13 protein-coding genes are annotated in these 16,910 nt (G+C 71.7%); 5 read left to right on the top strand and 8 right to left on the bottom strand.

Annotation, left to right across the window (positions count from 1 at the left end; all coding sequences use genetic code 11):
* Positions 1 to 148 precede the first annotated feature (148 nt).
* Together E6W39_RS30105 and glnA are read right to left on the bottom strand one after the other, a co-directional pair.
* Entirely contained in the window at positions 149 to 1,264 is a 1,116-nt protein-coding gene (locus E6W39_RS30105; protein WP_141636175.1) for a DUF7927 domain-containing protein, read from the bottom strand.
* Positions 1,265 to 2,192: 928 nt separating this feature from the next.
* On the bottom strand, positions 2,193 to 3,554 hold the full coding sequence (glnA, locus tag E6W39_RS30100; protein ID WP_141636174.1) for a type I glutamate--ammonia ligase: 1,362 nt from the start codon (positions 3,552 to 3,554) through the stop codon (positions 2,193 to 2,195).
* Positions 3,555 to 3,791: 237 nt separating this feature from the next.
* Here glnA and E6W39_RS30095 point away from each other — a divergent pair, with 237 nt between their 5' ends.
* A complete protein-coding gene (locus E6W39_RS30095) occupies positions 3,792 to 5,519 on the top strand; it encodes an NAD+ synthase (RefSeq protein WP_141636173.1) in 1,728 nt (575 codons plus the stop codon).
* A 61-nt stretch (positions 5,520 to 5,580) separates the two neighbouring features.
* Here E6W39_RS30095 and E6W39_RS30090 read toward each other — a convergent pair whose 3' ends face one another.
* The 3 genes from E6W39_RS30090 to E6W39_RS30080 form a co-directional block, all read right to left on the bottom strand.
* Positions 5,581 to 6,615, bottom strand: coding sequence for an endonuclease/exonuclease/phosphatase family protein (locus E6W39_RS30090; protein WP_141636172.1), 1,035 nt, complete (start codon positions 6,613 to 6,615; stop codon positions 5,581 to 5,583).
* Between the two features lie 107 nt (positions 6,616 to 6,722).
* A complete protein-coding gene (locus E6W39_RS30085) occupies positions 6,723 to 7,418 on the bottom strand; it encodes a TetR/AcrR family transcriptional regulator (protein ID WP_141636171.1) in 696 nt (231 codons plus the stop codon).
* Between the two features lie 23 nt (positions 7,419 to 7,441).
* Positions 7,442 to 9,055, bottom strand: a complete 1,614-nt coding sequence (locus E6W39_RS30080) for an MFS transporter (RefSeq protein ID WP_141636170.1) — start codon at positions 9,053 to 9,055, stop codon at positions 7,442 to 7,444.
* Positions 9,056 to 9,403: 348 nt separating this feature from the next.
* Between E6W39_RS30080 and panB the strand changes: the two genes are divergently transcribed.
* The 3 genes from panB (at position 9,404) to E6W39_RS30065 (ending at position 12,346) form a co-directional block, all read left to right on the top strand.
* Positions 9,404 to 10,315: a 3-methyl-2-oxobutanoate hydroxymethyltransferase gene (gene panB / locus E6W39_RS30075; protein WP_141636169.1), complete on the top strand. Its 912-nt coding sequence runs from the start codon at positions 9,404 to 9,406 to the stop codon at positions 10,313 to 10,315.
* A gap of 107 nt (positions 10,316 to 10,422) precedes the next feature.
* Complete coding sequence (locus tag E6W39_RS30070; RefSeq protein ID WP_141636168.1) at positions 10,423 to 11,460, top strand: ATP-binding cassette domain-containing protein; 1,038 nt, start codon at positions 10,423 to 10,425, stop codon at positions 11,458 to 11,460.
* Between the two features lie 73 nt (positions 11,461 to 11,533).
* Positions 11,534 to 12,346 carry an ABC transporter permease gene (locus tag E6W39_RS30065; RefSeq protein ID WP_141636167.1) on the top strand — a complete coding sequence of 271 codons (813 nt, stop codon included), beginning with the start codon at positions 11,534 to 11,536 and terminating at the stop codon, positions 12,344 to 12,346.
* A 7-nt stretch (positions 12,347 to 12,353) separates the two neighbouring features.
* Here E6W39_RS30065 and E6W39_RS30060 read toward each other — a convergent pair whose 3' ends face one another.
* Positions 12,354 to 14,825, bottom strand: a complete 2,472-nt coding sequence (locus E6W39_RS30060) for an ATP-binding protein (protein ID WP_323809164.1) — start codon at positions 14,823 to 14,825, stop codon at positions 12,354 to 12,356.
* A gap of 74 nt (positions 14,826 to 14,899) precedes the next feature.
* Positions 14,900 to 15,706, bottom strand: coding sequence for an AfsR/SARP family transcriptional regulator (locus E6W39_RS43745; protein ID WP_323809107.1), 807 nt, complete (start codon positions 15,704 to 15,706; stop codon positions 14,900 to 14,902).
* Between the two features lie 112 nt (positions 15,707 to 15,818).
* On the opposite strand from E6W39_RS43745, the gene E6W39_RS30055 reads away from it, so the two are divergent.
* Positions 15,819 to 16,625, top strand: coding sequence for a site-2 protease family protein (locus E6W39_RS30055; protein WP_141636166.1), 807 nt, complete (start codon positions 15,819 to 15,821; stop codon positions 16,623 to 16,625).
* A 21-nt stretch (positions 16,626 to 16,646) separates the two neighbouring features.
* Here E6W39_RS30055 and E6W39_RS30050 read toward each other — a convergent pair whose 3' ends face one another.
* Positions 16,647 to 16,829, bottom strand: coding sequence for a hypothetical protein (locus tag E6W39_RS30050; RefSeq protein WP_141636165.1), 183 nt, complete (start codon positions 16,827 to 16,829; stop codon positions 16,647 to 16,649).
* Positions 16,830 to 16,910 lie beyond the last annotated feature (81 nt).

Genomic DNA, 16,910 nt, shown 5'->3' with positions numbered 1-16,910 from the left:
GCACCTACCCGCGTCGATCACCCGGCGCACCTGCCGCAGTCGGCCGTCAGTGCGGGTCAGCGGTCGCCGGCGGGCAGGCGTGCGGGGCCCGACCGGGTGGTGGTCGGGCCCCGCATCAGCCGTCAGGCCGGTCGGTTCCTGCTGGTGATCAGCGCCGGTGCCTGCGCAGTCGGCGGGTCAGCATCAGCAGACCGCCGCCGCCCAGCAGCAGCGCCAGCGCGGAGCCGGCCAGTACCGCGGTGCCGGTGACGCCGGTGTGCGGCAGCTCGTGGTGGCCCTGGGGCTGCGGGTGGTGGGGCTCGGGCGCCGGCGGGACCAGGACCGGGGCCGGGGGCGGGACGGGAGCCGGGGTGGGGGTCGGGGTCGGAACGGGCGTGTGGGGCGGGGGCGGCGTGCGGTCCTCCAGGCGGATCTCGACGTGGGCCCTGCAGCGGACGTCGGTGGAGCCCTCCTGGCAGTCCGTCGACTGCGGCGACACGATGGTGTTGTGCAGGAACCGCTCGCCCGAGTACGGATCGTCGACCTGCACCTGGTAGCTGAACGAGCCCTCCTCACCGGCCGCCAACCCACCGGTCCAGGTGATCGTCCTGGCCGTCGGGTCGAAGGTCGCGGTCGGCACCGTCGAGCTCAGTGAACCGGCCACGAACGTGCTGTGCCGGAGCACCTGGTTCAGGTCGTCGGTGATGACGGGCAGGTCGTTGTCCGGGAACCGGTCGCTGCCGGAGTTGCCGAACCGCACGGTGTAGGTGACCAGTTCACCGGGCTTCGCCTGCTTGCGGTCGGCCTCCTTGCTCACCGTCAGGCTCGGCGAGCCCAGGTCCAGGTGGCAGCCGTCCTCGGTGCCGGTCGGGCAGCTGCTGAACCCCGGGCCGGTCACCGCGTCCTTGAGGTGCTTGGGGCCGCTGTCCGGGTTGTTCGCGGTGACGGTGTAGACGATCTGGGTGCTGTCGCCCGGCTTCAGGTCGCCGACCCAGGTCAGGATCGGCGGCGCGTAGCTCAGCGTGCCGGTGCCGACGTGGGCGTCGTCGTTGTACACGCCGTCCTGCAGATCGCCGCTGAGGTCGTCGGCGACCACCGCGCCGGTGATCATCTGATTGCCGTCATTGGTGATCGTGATGGTGTAGGTGACCATCTCGCCGGGCAGGTAGTGGTCCCGGTCGGCGGTCTTGACGATCTTCAGATGGCACCGCTCCGGCCCGTCGGTGCCCTGCTGCACGGGCGCCGAGCTCTGCTCGGGCGCGGGCGACGACGCGGCGTCGGACACCGAGGGGCTCGCCTCGGCCTGCGGCGACGCGGCGTCGGACGCCGAGGGGCTCGCCTCGGCCTGCGGCGACGCGGACGGAGAGGCGGAGTCCGACGGAGAGTCGGACGCGGAGGCAGCGGCGGACGGCGAAGCCGGCGCCGAGTCAGGCGCGGAGGACGAGTCGGACGCGGACGCCGAAGCGGTGTCGGACGGCGACACGGAATCCGATGCGGACGGCGACGCGGACGCAGGGTCAGACGCGGACGGCGACGCGGAAGCGGACGGCGACGCCGATTCCGACGCCATGTCAGGCGCGGCGACCGGCACAGGCGAAGCCGAGTCCCGAGGCGTCTGCGAGTCCCCTGCCTCAGCCGAACCCACCAGCGCCACCCGGCCCGCGTGCCCGACATGCGCGTTGCCCGGCAGCGCGGTGTACAGCAACCCACCACTGGCAGCACCGAGTGCCACGAGCGGGGCGATCCAGCGGCATGCGCCTCTCATCGGCTCACCGGCCCGCTCGCCGATTCCTGACGACTACTCACAGGGACTCCCTCATGACACCGAGCCAACAGTGACTCAGATCATGAGCAGCCCACGTCCGCTAATACGATGAGCACGCCGAGCCCCCGTCAAATGACCCCCGCCATTCACTCATCCCGCCTACACCACTCCTCCACATGGCATTCTGATCATCCATCAGAAGACGCCAAACGGCCCCGCTGCCGGGTGTCAGTGGATGTGGGGCCGCTCGGCTGGAGGACGTCGAGAAGGTCACCGGTCGCAAGCCGACCGCCTTCCGGGAGTTCGCGCAGCGCAACGCCCACGCCTGGACCGCAACAGCGGGTGCGTAACCCCCGGATACCCCCGGATACCCGCGAGGCCCCGAGCCGGCGGAGGCGTTCCGCCGGCTCGGGGCCTGCTCGTGTTCGCGGTCGGCCGCTGAACTCGGTTACAGCACCTGAAGGTTCTTCCGCAGCTCGAACGGGGTGACCTCGCTGCGGTACTCCTCCCACTCCTGCTTCTTGTTGCGCAAGAAGAAGTCGAAGACGTGCTCGCCCAGCGTCTGGGCCACCAGCTCGCTGCGCTGCATCAGGTCGATCGCCTCGCCCAGGTTCTGCGGCATCGGCTGGATGCCCATGGCGCGGCGCTCGGCGTCGGAGAGGGCCCAGACGTCGTCGTCGGCGCCGGGCGGGAGTTCGTAGCCCTCCTCGATGCCCTTGAGGCCGGCGGCGAGGGTGACGGCGTAGGCGAGGTAGGGGTTGCAGCCGGTGTCCAGGGAGCGGACCTCGACGCGGGTGGAGCCCTGCTTGCCCGGCTTGTACATGGGGACGCGGATCAGGGCGGAGCGGTTGTTGTGGCCCCAGCAGATGTAGGAGGGGGCCTCGCCGCCGGCGCCGGCGGTGCGCTGGGAGCCGCCCCAGATGCGCTTGTAGGAGTTGACCCACTGGTTGGTGACGGCGGCGGTCTCGGCGGCGTGGCGGAGCAGGCCGGCGATGAACGAGCGGCCGATCTTGGAGAGTTGGTACTCGGCGCCGGACTCGTGGAAGGCGTTGCGGTCGCCCTCGAAGAGCGAGACGTGGGTGTGCATGCCGGAACCGGGGAATCCGGAGAACGGCTTGGGCATGAAGCTGGCGTACACGCCCTGCTCCAGCGCGACCTCCTTCATGACCAGCCGGAAGGTCATGATGTTGTCGGCGGTGGAGAGCGCGTCGGCGTAGCGCAGGTCGATCTCCTGCTGGCCGGGGGCGCCCTCGTGGTGGGAGAACTCCACCGAGATGCCCATCGACTCCAGCATGGTGATGGCCTGTCGGCGGAAGTCGTGGCCGACGCCGCGCGGAGTGTGGTCGAAGTAGCCGGACTGGTCGGCCGGCTCCGGCACGGTGCCGTCGCCCGGGAGGTTCTTCAGCAGGAAGAACTCGATCTCCGGGTGGGTGTAGAAGGTGAAGCCCTGGGCGGAGGCCTTCTCCAGGGTGCGCTTGAGCACGAACCGCGGGTCGGCGTACGACGGCGAGCCGTCGGGCATCAGGATGTCGCAGAACATCCGCGCCGTGCCGGGGGTCTCGGACCGCCAGGGGAGTATCTGGAACGTCGTCGGGTCCGGCTTGGCGATCATGTCGGACTCGTAGACCCGGGCGAAGCCCTCGATCGCCGAGCCGTCGAACCCGATGCCCTCCTCGAAGGCCTGCTCCAGCTCGGCCGGGGCGACGGCCACCGACTTCAGGAAGCCGAGCACGTCGGTGAACCACAGCCGGACGAACCGGATGTCACGCTCTTCGAGCGTACGAAGCACGAACTCCTGCTGCTTGCCCATGGGGACAGTCTCACCTCTGCTCTTTACGTTCGTGTTACGTTCGCACCCCGCCTGCGAGCGTGATCACCGGACACCTGACCGACCAGTCCCCATCATCCCGGATCCCGACCCCAGCCGGGCACCCGGGACGCGGAACAGCTCGGGAACGGGGTGCGAACCGGTCGAACACCGAGGGCCCCGGCGTCCATCGGCGCCCCTCACCCCCCATAGCGTCAGAACGACGATTACACTGGGCCCATGCCGAATCTGCGTATTGCCCTGGCCCAAACCGACCCGCGGGTCGGCGATATCGCGCACAACACTGACGAGGTGATCCGCTGGTCCAGGCAGGCCGTGGCGGCGGGGGCGCGGTTGGTGGCGTTCCCGGAGATGGCCCTGACCGGGTACCCGGTGGAGGACCTGGCGCTGCGGACGTCGTTCGTGGAGGCGTCGCGGGCCGCGCTGGTGGAGACCGCCGAGCGGCTCGCCGCGGAGGGGCTTGGCGAGGTCCCGGTGGTGCTCGGCTACCTGGGGCGCAAGCCGGAGACCTCGTCGCCGCAGAACTGCGCCGCGGTGCTGTACCGGGGCGAGGTGGCGCTGCGGTTCGCCAAGCACTTCCTGCCCAACTACGGCGTCTTCGACGAGTACCGCTACTTCGTGCCCGGCCACCAGCTGCCGGTGCTGCGGGTGGACGGGGTGGACGTCGCCCTGGCCATCTGCGAGGACATCTGGCAGGAGGGCGGCCGGGTGCGCGCGACGGGCGAGGCGGGCGCCGGGCTGCTGCTGGTGGTCAACGGCTCGCCGTACGAGCAGGGCAAGAACGACGGGCGGCTGGAGCTGGTCCGGCGCCGGGCCGCCGAGGCGGGCTGCACCCTGGCCTACCTCAACATGGTCGGCGGCCAGGACGAGCTGGTCTTCGACGGCGACACCCTGGTGGTGACCAAGGACGGCGAACTCCTGGCCCGCGGACCGAAGTTCGAGGAGGCGCTGCTGGTCATGGACTTGGAGCTGCCGGCCGCCGACCGCCAGGATCCCGATGGCACGGTCTACAGCGACGGCCTGCGCCTGGTCCGCCTCGACCTGGGCACCGCCCCCGTCGAGCAGTCCGAGCCGGCCCCGGCGCAGGACTTCCCGCGGCTGGACGACGAGGCCGAGATCTACGCCGCGCTGGTCACCGGCACCCGGGCGTACGTCCGCAAGAACGGCTTCAAGTCGGTGCTGATCGGCCTCTCCGGCGGCATCGACTCGGCGCTGGTGGCGGCCATCGCCTGCGATGCGATCGGCGCCGAGAACGTGTACTGCGTGTCGATGCCGAGCCGCTACTCCTCGCAGCACTCCAAGGACGACGCCGCCGAGCTGGCCCACCGCACCGGCCTCAACTTCCGTACCGTGTCCATCGCCCCGATGTTCGACGCCTACATGGAGTCGCTGGGCCTGACCGGTCTGGCCGAGGAGAACCTGCAGTCCCGGCTGCGCGGCACGCTGCTGATGGCGATCTCCAACCAGGAGGGCCACATCGTGCTGGCCCCGGGCAACAAGAGCGAGCTGGCGGTCGGCTACTCGACGCTGTACGGCGACTCGGTGGGCGCGTTCGGCCCGATCAAGGACGTCTACAAGACGCTGATCTTCCGGCTCGCCAAGTGGCGCAACGAGCTGGCCGAGCAGCGCGGCGAGACTCCGCCGATCCCGGAGAACACCATCCTCAAGCCGCCGAGCGCCGAGCTGCGCCCGGACCAGGTGGACTCCGACTCGCTGCCCGACTACGACCTGCTGGACTCGGTGCTCGACCTGTACATCGAGCACGACCTGGGCCGGGAGGCGATCGTGGCCAAGGGCTTCGACCCGGCCGTGGTGGACCGGGTCGGGCGCCTGGTGGACACCGCCGAGTACAAGCGGCGCCAGTACCCGCCGGGCCCGAAGATCTCCCAGAAGGGCTTCGGCCGCGACCGCCGGCTGCCGATCACCAACGGCTGGCGGCGGGGCTGACCGGCGGGAGCGGGAGCGTAGCGGTTGTAACGGCAGGCGCCAGCGGTTGCAGCGGTCGGCGTCAACGGTTGTAGCGGTAGTCGGCAGCGATCGCCCGGTGGTCGCTGCCGTCGGCCGCCAGCACCCGGGAGTCGGTGGGCTTCATGCCCCGGCTCATGATCTGGTCGATCCGCGCCATCGGGAAGTCGGACGGCCAGCTGAAGCCGAACCCGGAGCCGGCCGAGCCCTGGGCGGAGCGCAGCTGCGAGGTGACGGGGGCCAGGCTGCGGTCGTTCATGGTGCCGTTGAGGTCGCCGAGCAGCAGCACCTTCTGCAGCGGCTCGGCCTGGATCGCGTCGCCCAGCGCCTGGGCGCTGACGTTGCGCCGATCCGCCGTGAAGCCGCCGTCGAACTTCACCCGAACGGATGGCATGTGGGCCACGTAGACGGCTAGCGGACCCTGCGGGGTGTCCACCTGGGTGCGGAACGCCCGGGTCCAGCCGATCTTGATGTCCACCACCCGGGTACCGCTGATCGGATAGCTGGACCAGAGCCCGACCGTGCCCTCCACCACGTGGTACGGGTACTTGGCGGCCAGGCCGGCGGTGTAGACCTGCAGCGCCCGGCCGGTCAGCTCCTCCAGGGCGATGATCTGCGCGCCGGAGGAGTTGAGCAGCCGCACGGTGCCCGCCGGATCGGGGTTGTCGGCCTCGACGTTGTGCTGCACCACGGTGAAGTCGCCCTTGCCGCCGCTCTTGTCCCCCAGCAGGCCGCCGAAGAGCTGCGTCCAGACGGCGACTGGCAGCAGCAGGGCGATCAGCGCGGTCGCCGAGCGCCGCAGCAGCGCCAGGACCAGCAGCGGCAGCACCAGCAGGCCCGCCCAGGGCAGGAAGGTCTCGAACAGGCTGCCGAAGTTGCCGAAGGAGTCGGGCACCAGCCGGTGGCCGGCCAGCAGCCCGGCCAGGGCGGCGGCCAGTACGGCGAGCACCCAGCCGCGCCGCCAGCAGTTCCGGCCGCGGGAGTCCGTCCCCCACCGCCACCGCCACCGGCCGGCCGGGGCCTCCGGGGCGGGCTGGTCGCCATCCGTGGGCAGCCCAACCTGATCGGCCTGGGTCATCCGCTGGCCCCTTCGTCGTCATCCGCGCCGAGCCCGACGGTCCCGGCTCATCGGGCTCACCCGGAATGGACGGGTTCGCACCGAGATGATCGGCTCGTCGGCTCAGCCTATGCGGATAGCGACGCGTCCATCGGTGCGGCGGGTTCCGGATTCGCGGAGCTGTGAGCCGGGCCACCCAGGCCCTCCAGCAGGGTGTCCACGATCAGCGCGGGCAGCTCCGGGTCGTCCAGCGGGGAGTCGGGGTAGACCATGGCCCGCATCAGCATCGGCCCGACCAGCATCTCGGAGATCAACGCGGAGTCCAGGTCGGAGCGGATCTCGCCGTTGGCCATGCCGCGCTCGACCAGCGCCCGGGACATCAAGCGGCGACGCTGGATCACCCGGTCGTAGTAGACCTCCTTGAGTGCGGGCAGCGCGTTCATCTGCTCCAGGGCGACGCGCAGCTGCCAGCGCGAACGCTTGGCCAGGCCGCGGCGGCGCATGTAGTCGATCATCACCACCAGGTCGTCCCGCACGCTGGTGCCGGGCAGCTCCGGCTCGGGCTCCTCCAGGCGGGCGATCACATCGACCAGCAGGGCGTCCTTGTTGGGCCAGCGGCGGTAGATGGTGGCCTTGCCTACGCCGGCCTCCTGGGCGATGCCCTCGATGGTGAGGTCGGCCAGGGTGCCGCCGTCGGCCATCAGCCGTTCCACGGCCTGACAGATCGCCAGCTCCGCCGCCTCCGAGCGGGGACGCCCGCGACGCGGCGCCCCACAGCGTGGCGGCTCGGAGGTCGGCTGCGGAATCTGGCGATCTGTCTCCATGGCCCTATTCTCCTTCGCCCTGCTCAGCCCTTGGCGGAGGGCACGGCGTCAGCCGTGTCGACCCGCTCGGCGGCGCCGGCCGGCTCGGGCGCCCCGCCCGGGCCGGCGATCCGCGCCGGCAGGAAGAACCAGGCCAGCAGCGCGCCGACCAGGGTGATCCCGGCGGACAGGGCCGCCACCGTGTGCATCGCGTGCAGGAAGGAGTCGTAGGCGGGCTGGACCAGCCCGCCGGCCGTCTGCTTGTGCGCCTGGATGAAGCCCAGGGTGGCCTCCAGCGACTCGCCGGCCTTGTCGCGGGCCTGCGGGGGCAGCTTGTCGGCGATGCCGTTGCGGTAGACGGTGGAGAGCACCGCGCCCAGCACCGCGACCCCGAGCGACCCGCCGACCTGGCGGAAGGTGTTGTTGATCGCCGAACCGGCGCCGGCCTTCTCGCGCGGCAGCGAGCCCATGATGGCCACGGTCACCGGCGGCATCACGTGCGCCATGCCGGCACCCATCACGAAGCCGATCACCTCCAGCACCCAGATCGGGGTGTGCTGGCCGAGCAGCAGGTAGCCCAGGAAGGCGATGGTGATCAGCGCCATGCCGCCGGCGCAGGTGGCCCGGACGCCGATCTTGTCCACCACCAGGCGGGCCCGCGGCGCGAAGACCAGCTGGGCGCAGGCCAGCGGCAGCATCAGCGCGCCGGACTGCAGGGCGCTGTAGCCGCGCACGCTCTGGGTGTAGAAGACGCCGAAGAAGGAGACGCCCATCAGCGCGAAGAAGACCACGCCGACCACGGCCACCGAGGTGGAGAACACCTTGTTGCGGAACCAGCTGACGTTCAGCGCCGGGTGCTCGATCCGCTTCTCGTAGAGCACGAACGCGACCAGCGCCAGCACGCCGATCAGGCCCGGCACCCAGGCCTGGGTGGCGGTGACGGAGGCCAGGTCGCCGCCCTTGATGATGCCGTAGATCAGCGCCACCAGGCCGATGATCGACAGCAGCACGCCGACCGGGTCGAGCCGGCCCGGGTTGGGGTCCTTGGAGTCCGGCACCATCAGGAACATGGCCACCAGCGCCACGGCCACGATCGGCACGTTGATCAGGAAGACCGAGCCCCACCAGAAGTGCTCGATCAGCAGACCGCCGGTGATCGGGCCGATCGCGATCGCCAGGCCCACCGCGCCGGCCCAGACGCCGATCGCCTTGGGCTGCTCGGCGCGCTCGAAGACGTTCATGATGATCGCCAGGGTGGCGGGCATCACGAAGGCACCGCCGAGGCCCATCACGCCGCGGTAGGCGATCAGCTGGCCCGGGCTGGTGGCGAGCGCCGACAGCAGCGAGCCGACGCCGAACACCAGCATGCCGCTGAGCAGCGCCTTCTTGCGGCCGAACCGGTCACCGAGCAGGCCCGAGGTGAACAGCAGGCCGGCGAAGACCAGGGTGTAGGAGTTGATGGCCCATTCGAGGTCGCTCTGCGTGGCACCGAGGCCGACCGGGGCCGGGGTCGCGATGGTCTTCATCGCGACGTTGAGGATCGAGTTGTCGAGGACGACGACGAGCAGCGCCAGGATCAGCGTGCTCAGGATCGCCCAGCGGCGGCGATGGATGTGCTCCGGCACCCGTCGTGCGGCGCCTGGTATCGCGGTGGTCATGTGCGTGAATGTCCCGTCCATGCGGAGAACAGCGGCTGGCGGCGGGCGCAGCGAGACGCGCACGTCTCGTAATCCCCCAGGCATGACTGTACCTGATTTCCGATACGAGTACGTCTCGTATCGGAAACGCCCGCGGACTGTCCCGGGAACGGCGGCCGGCGGTCTCGGGGCACGCAGCCTGCGGTCTCGGAAACGGCCGAGGCCGGCCCTGTGAAGCACCGGCGACCTCGGGAAAAACCGGAGCCCCCGCCCCGGCTCTTTGCGCGGCGCACCGGCCGTGCAAGCATGGAGGAGATCCGGGGACGCCACACGGCGCCACGAGACCACAACCCATCAGGAGCCTGTTCGATGAACGCTTCTCAGCTTTCGCCTGCCCAGACGCCGGACCAGGGATCCACCCAGGCACCGGCCGCCGCGGTCACCGCGTCCGGCGGGCACTCGCTCTACGGCGGGGTCACCAACCGCCGCGTCACCGTCCGGGACCTGGCCGCCGCCAAGCAGCGCGGAGAGCGGTGGGCGATGCTCACCGCCTACGACGCCCTGACGGCCGGTGTCTTCGACGAGGCCGGCATCCCGGTCCTGCTGGTCGGCGACTCGGCCGGCAACTGCGCGCTCGGCTACGAGAGCACCGTGCCGGTCACCATGGACGAGATGACCATCCTCTCGGCCGCCGTGGTGCGCGGCACCAAGCGCGCCATGGTCGTCGGCGACCTGCCGTTCGGCTCCTACCAGGAGTCCCCCGCCCAGGCGCTGCGCAACGCGGCCCGGCTGATGAAGGAGGCGGGGGTCGGCGCGGTCAAGCTGGAGGGCGGCGAGCGCAGCGCCCGCACCATCGAGCTGCTCACCGAGTCCGGGGTGCCGGTGATGGCGCACATCGGCCTCACCCCGCAGTCGGTGCACGCGCTCGGCGGCTACCCGGTGCAGGGGCGCGGCGACGAGGCGGCCCACCGACTGCAGCGGGACGCCAAGGCGGTGCAGGACGCGGGCGCCTTCGCGGTGGTGCTGGAGGCGGTGCCGGCCGAGCTGGCGGCGCACGTCACCGAGACGATGGCCATCCCGACCGTCGGCATCGGCGCCGGGGTGGGCTGCGACGCCCAGGTGCTGGTCTGGACGGACATGGCCGGGATGACGGCCGGCCGGGTGCCGAAGTTCGTCAAGCAGTACGCCAACCTGCGCGCCGTGCTCGGCGACGCGGCCCGCGAGTACGCCGAGGAGGTGCGCGGCGCCACCTTCCCGGCGCCGGAGCACTCCTTCAAGTAGCCCTCTGAGCAGGCACTGTCGGCCCGCTGTCATCCGGTGACAGCGGGCCGACAGCACTGACGGCCGGATGCCCGGGGCCTGACAGCGGCGCCGGACAGTCTGGTGTCATGACAACGCAGATCGCACCCGCCCCGAAGGGCTCGGGGCAACAGGCCGGTCGGGCCCCGGAATCGGACAACGCCGGATCGGGCAACGCCGTCGAGGCCCGCGGCATCGTCAAGCACTTCGGTGCCACCAAGGCCCTGGACGGCGTCGACCTGACGGTCCGCCAGGGCACCGTGCTGGGCGTGCTCGGGCCCAACGGGGCCGGCAAGACCACGCTGATCCGGATCCTCTCCACGCTGCTCAAGCCGGACGCGGGCACCGCCGTGGTCGGCGGCTACGACGTGCTGCGCCAGCCCAAGCAGCTGCGCCGCACCATCGGCCTGACCGGGCAGTACGCCTCGGTCGACGAGTTGCTCTCCGGCGCCGAGAACCTCTACCTGATCGGCCGGCTGCTGGACCTGCCGGCCAAGCAGGCCAAGGCCCGGGCCGCGGAGCTGCTGGAGCGCTTCTCGCTCACCGAGGCCGCAGGGCGCCCGGCCAAGACCTACTCCGGCGGGATGCGCCGCCGCCTGGACCTGGCCGCCAGCATGATCGGCCGCCCCCGGGTGCTCTACCTCGACGAGCCCACCACCGGCCTCGACCCGCGCACCCGCAACGAGGTGTGGGAGGAGGTGCAGCGGATGGTGGCCGACGGCGCCACCGTGCTGCTCACCACCCAGTACATGGAGGAGGCCGAGCAGTTGGCCACCGACCTGACGGTGATCGACCGCGGCCAGGTGATCGCCAACGGCACGGTGGACGGCCTGAAGCAGCAGGTCGGCGGCCAGACGCTGCAGGTCCGGCCCAGCCACCCGGCCGAACTGCCGGAGATGGCCGGCTGCTTGGCCGAGCGCGGGATCTCCGCCACCGTCACCGACACCGGGCTGCTGGCCGTGCCGATCACCGGCGACGCCCAACTCACCGAGGTGATCGGGGTGCTGGGCGGCCGGGGCTTCGGCGTCGCCGGCATCGACACCGTCGTCCCCAGCCTGGACGAGGTCTTCCTGGCCCTCACCAACAAGCCCACCGCTGCGCAGACCGCCGAGGAGGCCGACCGATGAGTGCGCGAAGCAAGCTCATAATCGAAAGGCGCGTGTGGGCGAATGCCCCCGCCGAGCTCTGCGAGGTGGGCGCATGAGTACCGCGACCACCTTTCCCGACGCCGACTTCGCGGACCGCCGGATCGGCCTCATCGACCATCTGCGCCACATCGGCGCGTTGACCCGGCGCAATCTGATGCGGATCAAGGCCGATCCGGAGTCGATGTTCGACGCACTGCTGATGCCGATCATCTTCACGCTGCTCTTCGTCTACGTCTTCGGCGGCGCCATCTCCGGCACCCAGGGCGCCTACAAGCAGTGGCTGATCCCCGGCCTGCTCGGCACCACCGGGATGAACCTGGCGATGGCGGTCGGCACCGGCCTCAACGCGGACCTGAAGACCGGGGTGATGGACCGGTTCCGGACCCTGCCGATCGGGCGCGCCTCGGTGCTGATCGGCAAGATGCTGGCCGAGGCCTGCCGCGGCCTGGTCGCCTACACCGTGCTGATCGTCTTCTCGCTGATCATCGGGCTGCAGCTGAAGACCGGGATCACCGGGGTGCTGGCGGCGGTCGGGCTGTCGCTGCTGTTCGGGATGTCGCTGGTCTGGGTCTCCATGCTGCTCGGCCTCTCCCTGGACAACGCCCAGGCGGTGCAGGGCGTCGGCATGATGGTGCTGATGCCGCTGCAGTTCGGCAGCTCGATCTTCGTGCCCCCGAGCACCATGCCGGGCTGGCTGCGGGCGTTCACCAAGTACAACCCGCTCTCCAACCTGGCGGACGCCTGCCGCAACCTGATCAACGGCCATCCGGCGGGCCACTCGGTCACCGTGGTGCTGCTCTGGTCGGTGGCGATCACCGCCGTCACCGCGCCGCTGGCGGTGGCCCGGTTCCGGAAGGTGGCCTGACGAGGCGTCAGTCGCCCGCCATCAGCGCATCCAGCAGGGCGGTGGTCTCGTCCCAGGACAGGCCGCCGCCCTGCTCGACCAGCCGGTCGAACTCCTCGCGACCCAGCATCGCGACCAGCGCGGCCTCGCGCCGGGACCGCTCCAGCCGCTCCATGTAGGTGCCCTGCAGTCCCATCCGGTCACCGTGCGCGCCCGACAGGACGGCGGCCAGCCGGGCCAGTTCACGGTCGTCGTCCCGTCCGGCCCGCAGCTCCAGCACCCCGGCGACCACCGGAAGCATCTGCAGCGTGATGTGCTGGGCGAAGACGGAGGCGGCGTGCGGCACCGCCCGCAGGATCCGCACCCCCTCGCGCATCCGCGCCACCCCGGCGTCGATGTCACCGCAGCGGGCCAGGATCAGGGCCGCCGCGCAGGCCGTCAGGCCGCCCATCAGGCCCGGCGCCGCCGCTTCGAGCACCTGGTGGGAGGCGTCCAGGACGGCGAGTTCGGCCAGTGCCGCCGCGGTTTCCCCCCGGTGGGCGTGGAGGCCGGCGAGCACCATGTGGCCGTAGACCAGCGCGCCGTCCGTGTACCGGCCGGTCCGGGCGGCGCCCGCCAGCCCCTCCCGGATCACCCGCTCCCCCTCGGCCTCGTCCTGCTCCAGCAGCGCCTCGCCCAACCGCACCTGGAGCATCGGCAGTTCCTGCGGCGCACCCAGCTCCAGGGCCAGCTCGATCGCCTGCCGGTAGCGGACCACTGCCTCGGCGCTGTCCCCGGAGAATCCGGAGGTCTCGGCCTGCGCGGCCAGCGTCTCGGACATGCCCCAACTGTCGCCGCGCCGACGGTAGATGGCCATCGCCTCGTCGCCGTCCCGGCGGGCCTGTTCCAGGCCGCCGACCTGGTCGTTGGACATCTTGGCGCGCAGTTGCAGCGTCCAGGCCAACTCGTACTCCCGGCCGAACCGGCGGCAGCCGTCCACCGCCTGGTCGAGCAGCGCCAGCATCTGCTCCGCCTGGCCGGCCAGGAAGCAGGCGAAGAGCCGCAGCAGCGGCGCGAAGTTGTAGGACTGCGGCAGCTCCGGGCTGTAGGCGGCGAGGATCCTGGGCGCCCGCTCGACCAGTTCGGGGTCCCCGATCACCGCCATGTCCCCCTCGAAGCGGGCCACCAGATGGTAGATCCACACCTGGCGGCGGGCCTCCTGGCGCACTGCCTCCGGCCATGGGAACGGGTGGGCGAGCGGTTCCTCGGCGAGCGGCACCGGCGCGGGGGCGTGGGGGCCGTACGGGTCCGGTGCCATCGCGCACACCTGGTCGACCCAACTGCGGGCCTCGCCGCGGAAGTCGCGCAGCACCCAGAACCAGGTCATGCCGAGCACCAGCGCCAGCGCCTCCGCCTCCGCGCCGCTCGCCACCGCATGGCGCAGCGCGGCCCGGATGTTCTGCTGCTCGCGCTCCAGCACACCGACCATCGGCAGCTGCTGGTGCCCGTGCAGCCGCGGCTCGGTGATCCGGACCAGCTCGCGGTAGGCGGTCAGGTGCCGGTCCGCGGCCTGCGGTTCGCCGGCCTCGGCCAGCCGTTCGGTCGCGTACTCGTGGATGGTCTCCAGCATCCAGTAGCGGGGCTGCTCGGGCTGGTCGAGCCCGGCCACCACCAGCGACTTGTCGACCAACGAGGCGAGCAGCTCGGCCACTTCAGCGGTACGCACCAACTCGCCGTCTGCGCAGACCTGTTCGGCGATCTCCAGGGTCCAGCCGCCGGCGAAGACGGCGAGCCGGCGCAGCACCGCGCGCTCCCGCTCGTCCAGCAGCTCCCAGCTCCAGTCGACCACCGCGCGCAGGGTCTGCTGGCGGGGCAGCAGCACCCGGCTGCCGCCGGTGAGCAGCGCGAAGCGGCCGTCCAGGCGGTCGGCCAGCTGGCGGGGCGTCAGGGAGCGCAGCCGGGCGGCGGCCAGTTCGATGGCCAGCGGCAGGCCGTCCAGGCGGCGGCAGATCTCGGCGCAGGCGTCCGGGTCCTGCTCGGTGCTGAAACCGGGCCGCGCCGCCGCGCCGCGCTCGGCGAGCAGCCGGCGGGCCGTCGGGTCGGGCAGCGGCTCGACCGGCAGCACCGCCTCGCCCGGGACACCCAGCGGCTCCCGGCTGGTGGCCAGCACGGTCAGCTGCGGGCACTCGGCCAGCAGCAGGTCGACCAACTCGGCGGCGCTCTGGATCAGGTGCTCGCAGTTGTCGAGCAGCAGCAGCATCTTGGCGCGGGCGCAGTGCTCGACTATTCGCCGCACCGGGTCGACCGGCCCCTCGGTGACCGAGCCGACCGAGTGGTGCAGCACGGCGCGCAGGCCGAGCGCGGTGAGCACCGCCCCGGGCACCGCGGCCGGATCCTCCAGCGGGGCCAGCTCGATCTGCCAGACGCCGTCCGGCCAGCTGCCGGCGTGCTGGGCCAGCCGGCCGGCCTCCACCGAGAGGCGGGTCTTGCCGGAGCCGCCGGGGCCGGTGAGGGTCACCAGCCGTGCGCTGCCGAGCAGTTCGCCGACGGCGGCGAGGTCCTGCTCGCGGCCGACGAAGCTGGTGAGGCGGGCTTTCAGGTTGCCGGGCTCGGCAGCAGCCGGCGCGGCGGGTGCGGGTGTCGCCGCCGGCTTCGGCGCCGGGGCGGGGCGGGGCGGGGCGGGGCGGGGGCGGGCCGCAGCAGCTCCTGGTGCACCGCGCGCAGTTCGGCGCCCGGGTCCGCGCCGAGCTGCTCGGCGAGCGCGCGGCGCACCTTCTCGTACTGCTCCAGCGCCTGGGCGGTGCGCCCGGCGCCGTGCAGCGCACGGATCCAGAGCACCTGCAGCGGCTCGTCCAGTGGATGGTCGGCGGTCAGCCCTGCGAGTTCGGCCAGCAGCTCGGCGGCCCGGCCCAGCGCCAGGTCGGCGGCGATCCGGGCCCGGTGGGCCTCGGTGCGCTGCGCCTCCAGCCGCACCGCGCTGCCCGCCCGGTCGGGCAGGTCGGCCAGCGCCGGGCCGCGCCACAGCGCCAGCGCCTCGCGCAGCAGCGGGGCCGCGGTGGCCGCCTCGCCCGCCGCGAGCGCCGCCGTGCCGCGGGCGGCCAGCTCCTGGAAGCGGGTCAGGTCGCTCTGATCCTCCGTCAACCAGTAGCCGCCGGGCCCGGAGCCGACCGCGGCGCGGCCGATGGTGCGGCGCAGCCGGCCGACCAGGGTCTGCAGCGCGGCGGCCGGGTCCTGGGGCGGTTCGTCGGCCCAGACTTCGGCGGCCAGCACCTCGGCCGGCACCGGCCGCCCCTGGCGCAGCACCAGTGCGGCGAGCAGCGCACGCAGCCGGGCACCGCCCAGCGGCGCCGGGGTGCCGTCGTCGTGCTGCGCGGTCGTGGTCCCGAGAATCCCATAGTGCACCGCACCATTCTGCTGCCTGCGGATCCGGGCCGTCCCGGACGGGGGCTCCGCCCGGCGCGGCGGCCCTATACGCTCGCGGGATGAAGCAGGCGACATCCTCCAGGGAGCTGTGATGAGTTTTGCCGACGCGCGCCGGTCCAGCGACGAGCGCCGGATCAGCCCGGTCTTCTGGGTGCTGCTCGCGATACTGGGCACCTCGGCATGGGCGGTGTGGCAGGGGTACGGGGCCGCTGGCTTCGGGGTCTTCCTCTTCGTGGTGGCGGGCTGGATGGTCTCGCTCTGCCTGCACGAGTACGCGCACGCCAGGACCGCGCTGCACGGCGGCGACATCACGGTCGGTGCCAAGGGCTATCTGACGCTCAACCCGTTCAAGTACGCCAATGCCGTGACCAGCTTCATCCTGCCGGTGGTCTTCGTGCTGCTGGGCGGGATCGGCCTGCCCGGCGGGGCGGTCTTCATCGAGCGGCACCGGATCCGCGGGCGGCTGAAGCACAGCCTGATCTCGGCGGCCGGGCCGCTGGTCAACCTGGCCTTCGCGGTCGTGCTGCTGGTGCCGGTGGGCGCCGGCTGGCTGGACGGCTCTCCGGGCACCGCGCAGGTCGGCCCGTACCTGGTGCACACCTTCCCGGCGGCGCTGACCTTCCTGGCGCTGCTGCAGGTGAGTGCCGCGCTGCTGAACTTCCTGCCGGTCCCGGGCCTGGACGGCTACGGCATCATCGAGCCCTGGCTGTCGCTGAAGACCCGGCGGGCGGTCGAGCCGTTCGCCCCGTACGGCCTGCTGGCGGTCTTCATCATCTTCTGGCAGTCGCAGGTGAACCAGTGGTTCTTCAACCTGGTCTACCAGATCATGAACCTGTTCGGCGTGGACGACTTCTACATCTACTTCGGCCAGCACCTGTTCCGGTTCTGGCAGCTGTGACGGGGCGGGGCTAGCGGGCGCTCAGGCCTGGTCGGCCTGCCGGGCCAGCTTCTCCTTGCGCAGGTAGAACCAGGCGATGTTGCTGGACACGCCGGCGAGCAGCACCCAGATCACGCCCAGCCAGTTGCCCTCCACGAAGGACACCACGGCGGCGGACACCGCGAGGACGAAGACGATCGAGGCGTAGAGGGCGTTGCGGGGCATCTGTCCGGCTTTCCGGTCGGTGAGGCGACGGGTCTGTCGCGGGTCGGTCGGCGTCCATTGTCGCCGACGGGCCGGAGCCGC

It is taken from the genome of Kitasatospora acidiphila (assembly GCF_006636205.1).
In the GTDB taxonomy this organism is placed as follows: Bacteria; Actinomycetota; Actinomycetes; order Streptomycetales; family Streptomycetaceae; genus Kitasatospora; species Kitasatospora acidiphila.
This window is presented reverse-complemented; position numbering and strand designations above follow the sequence as displayed.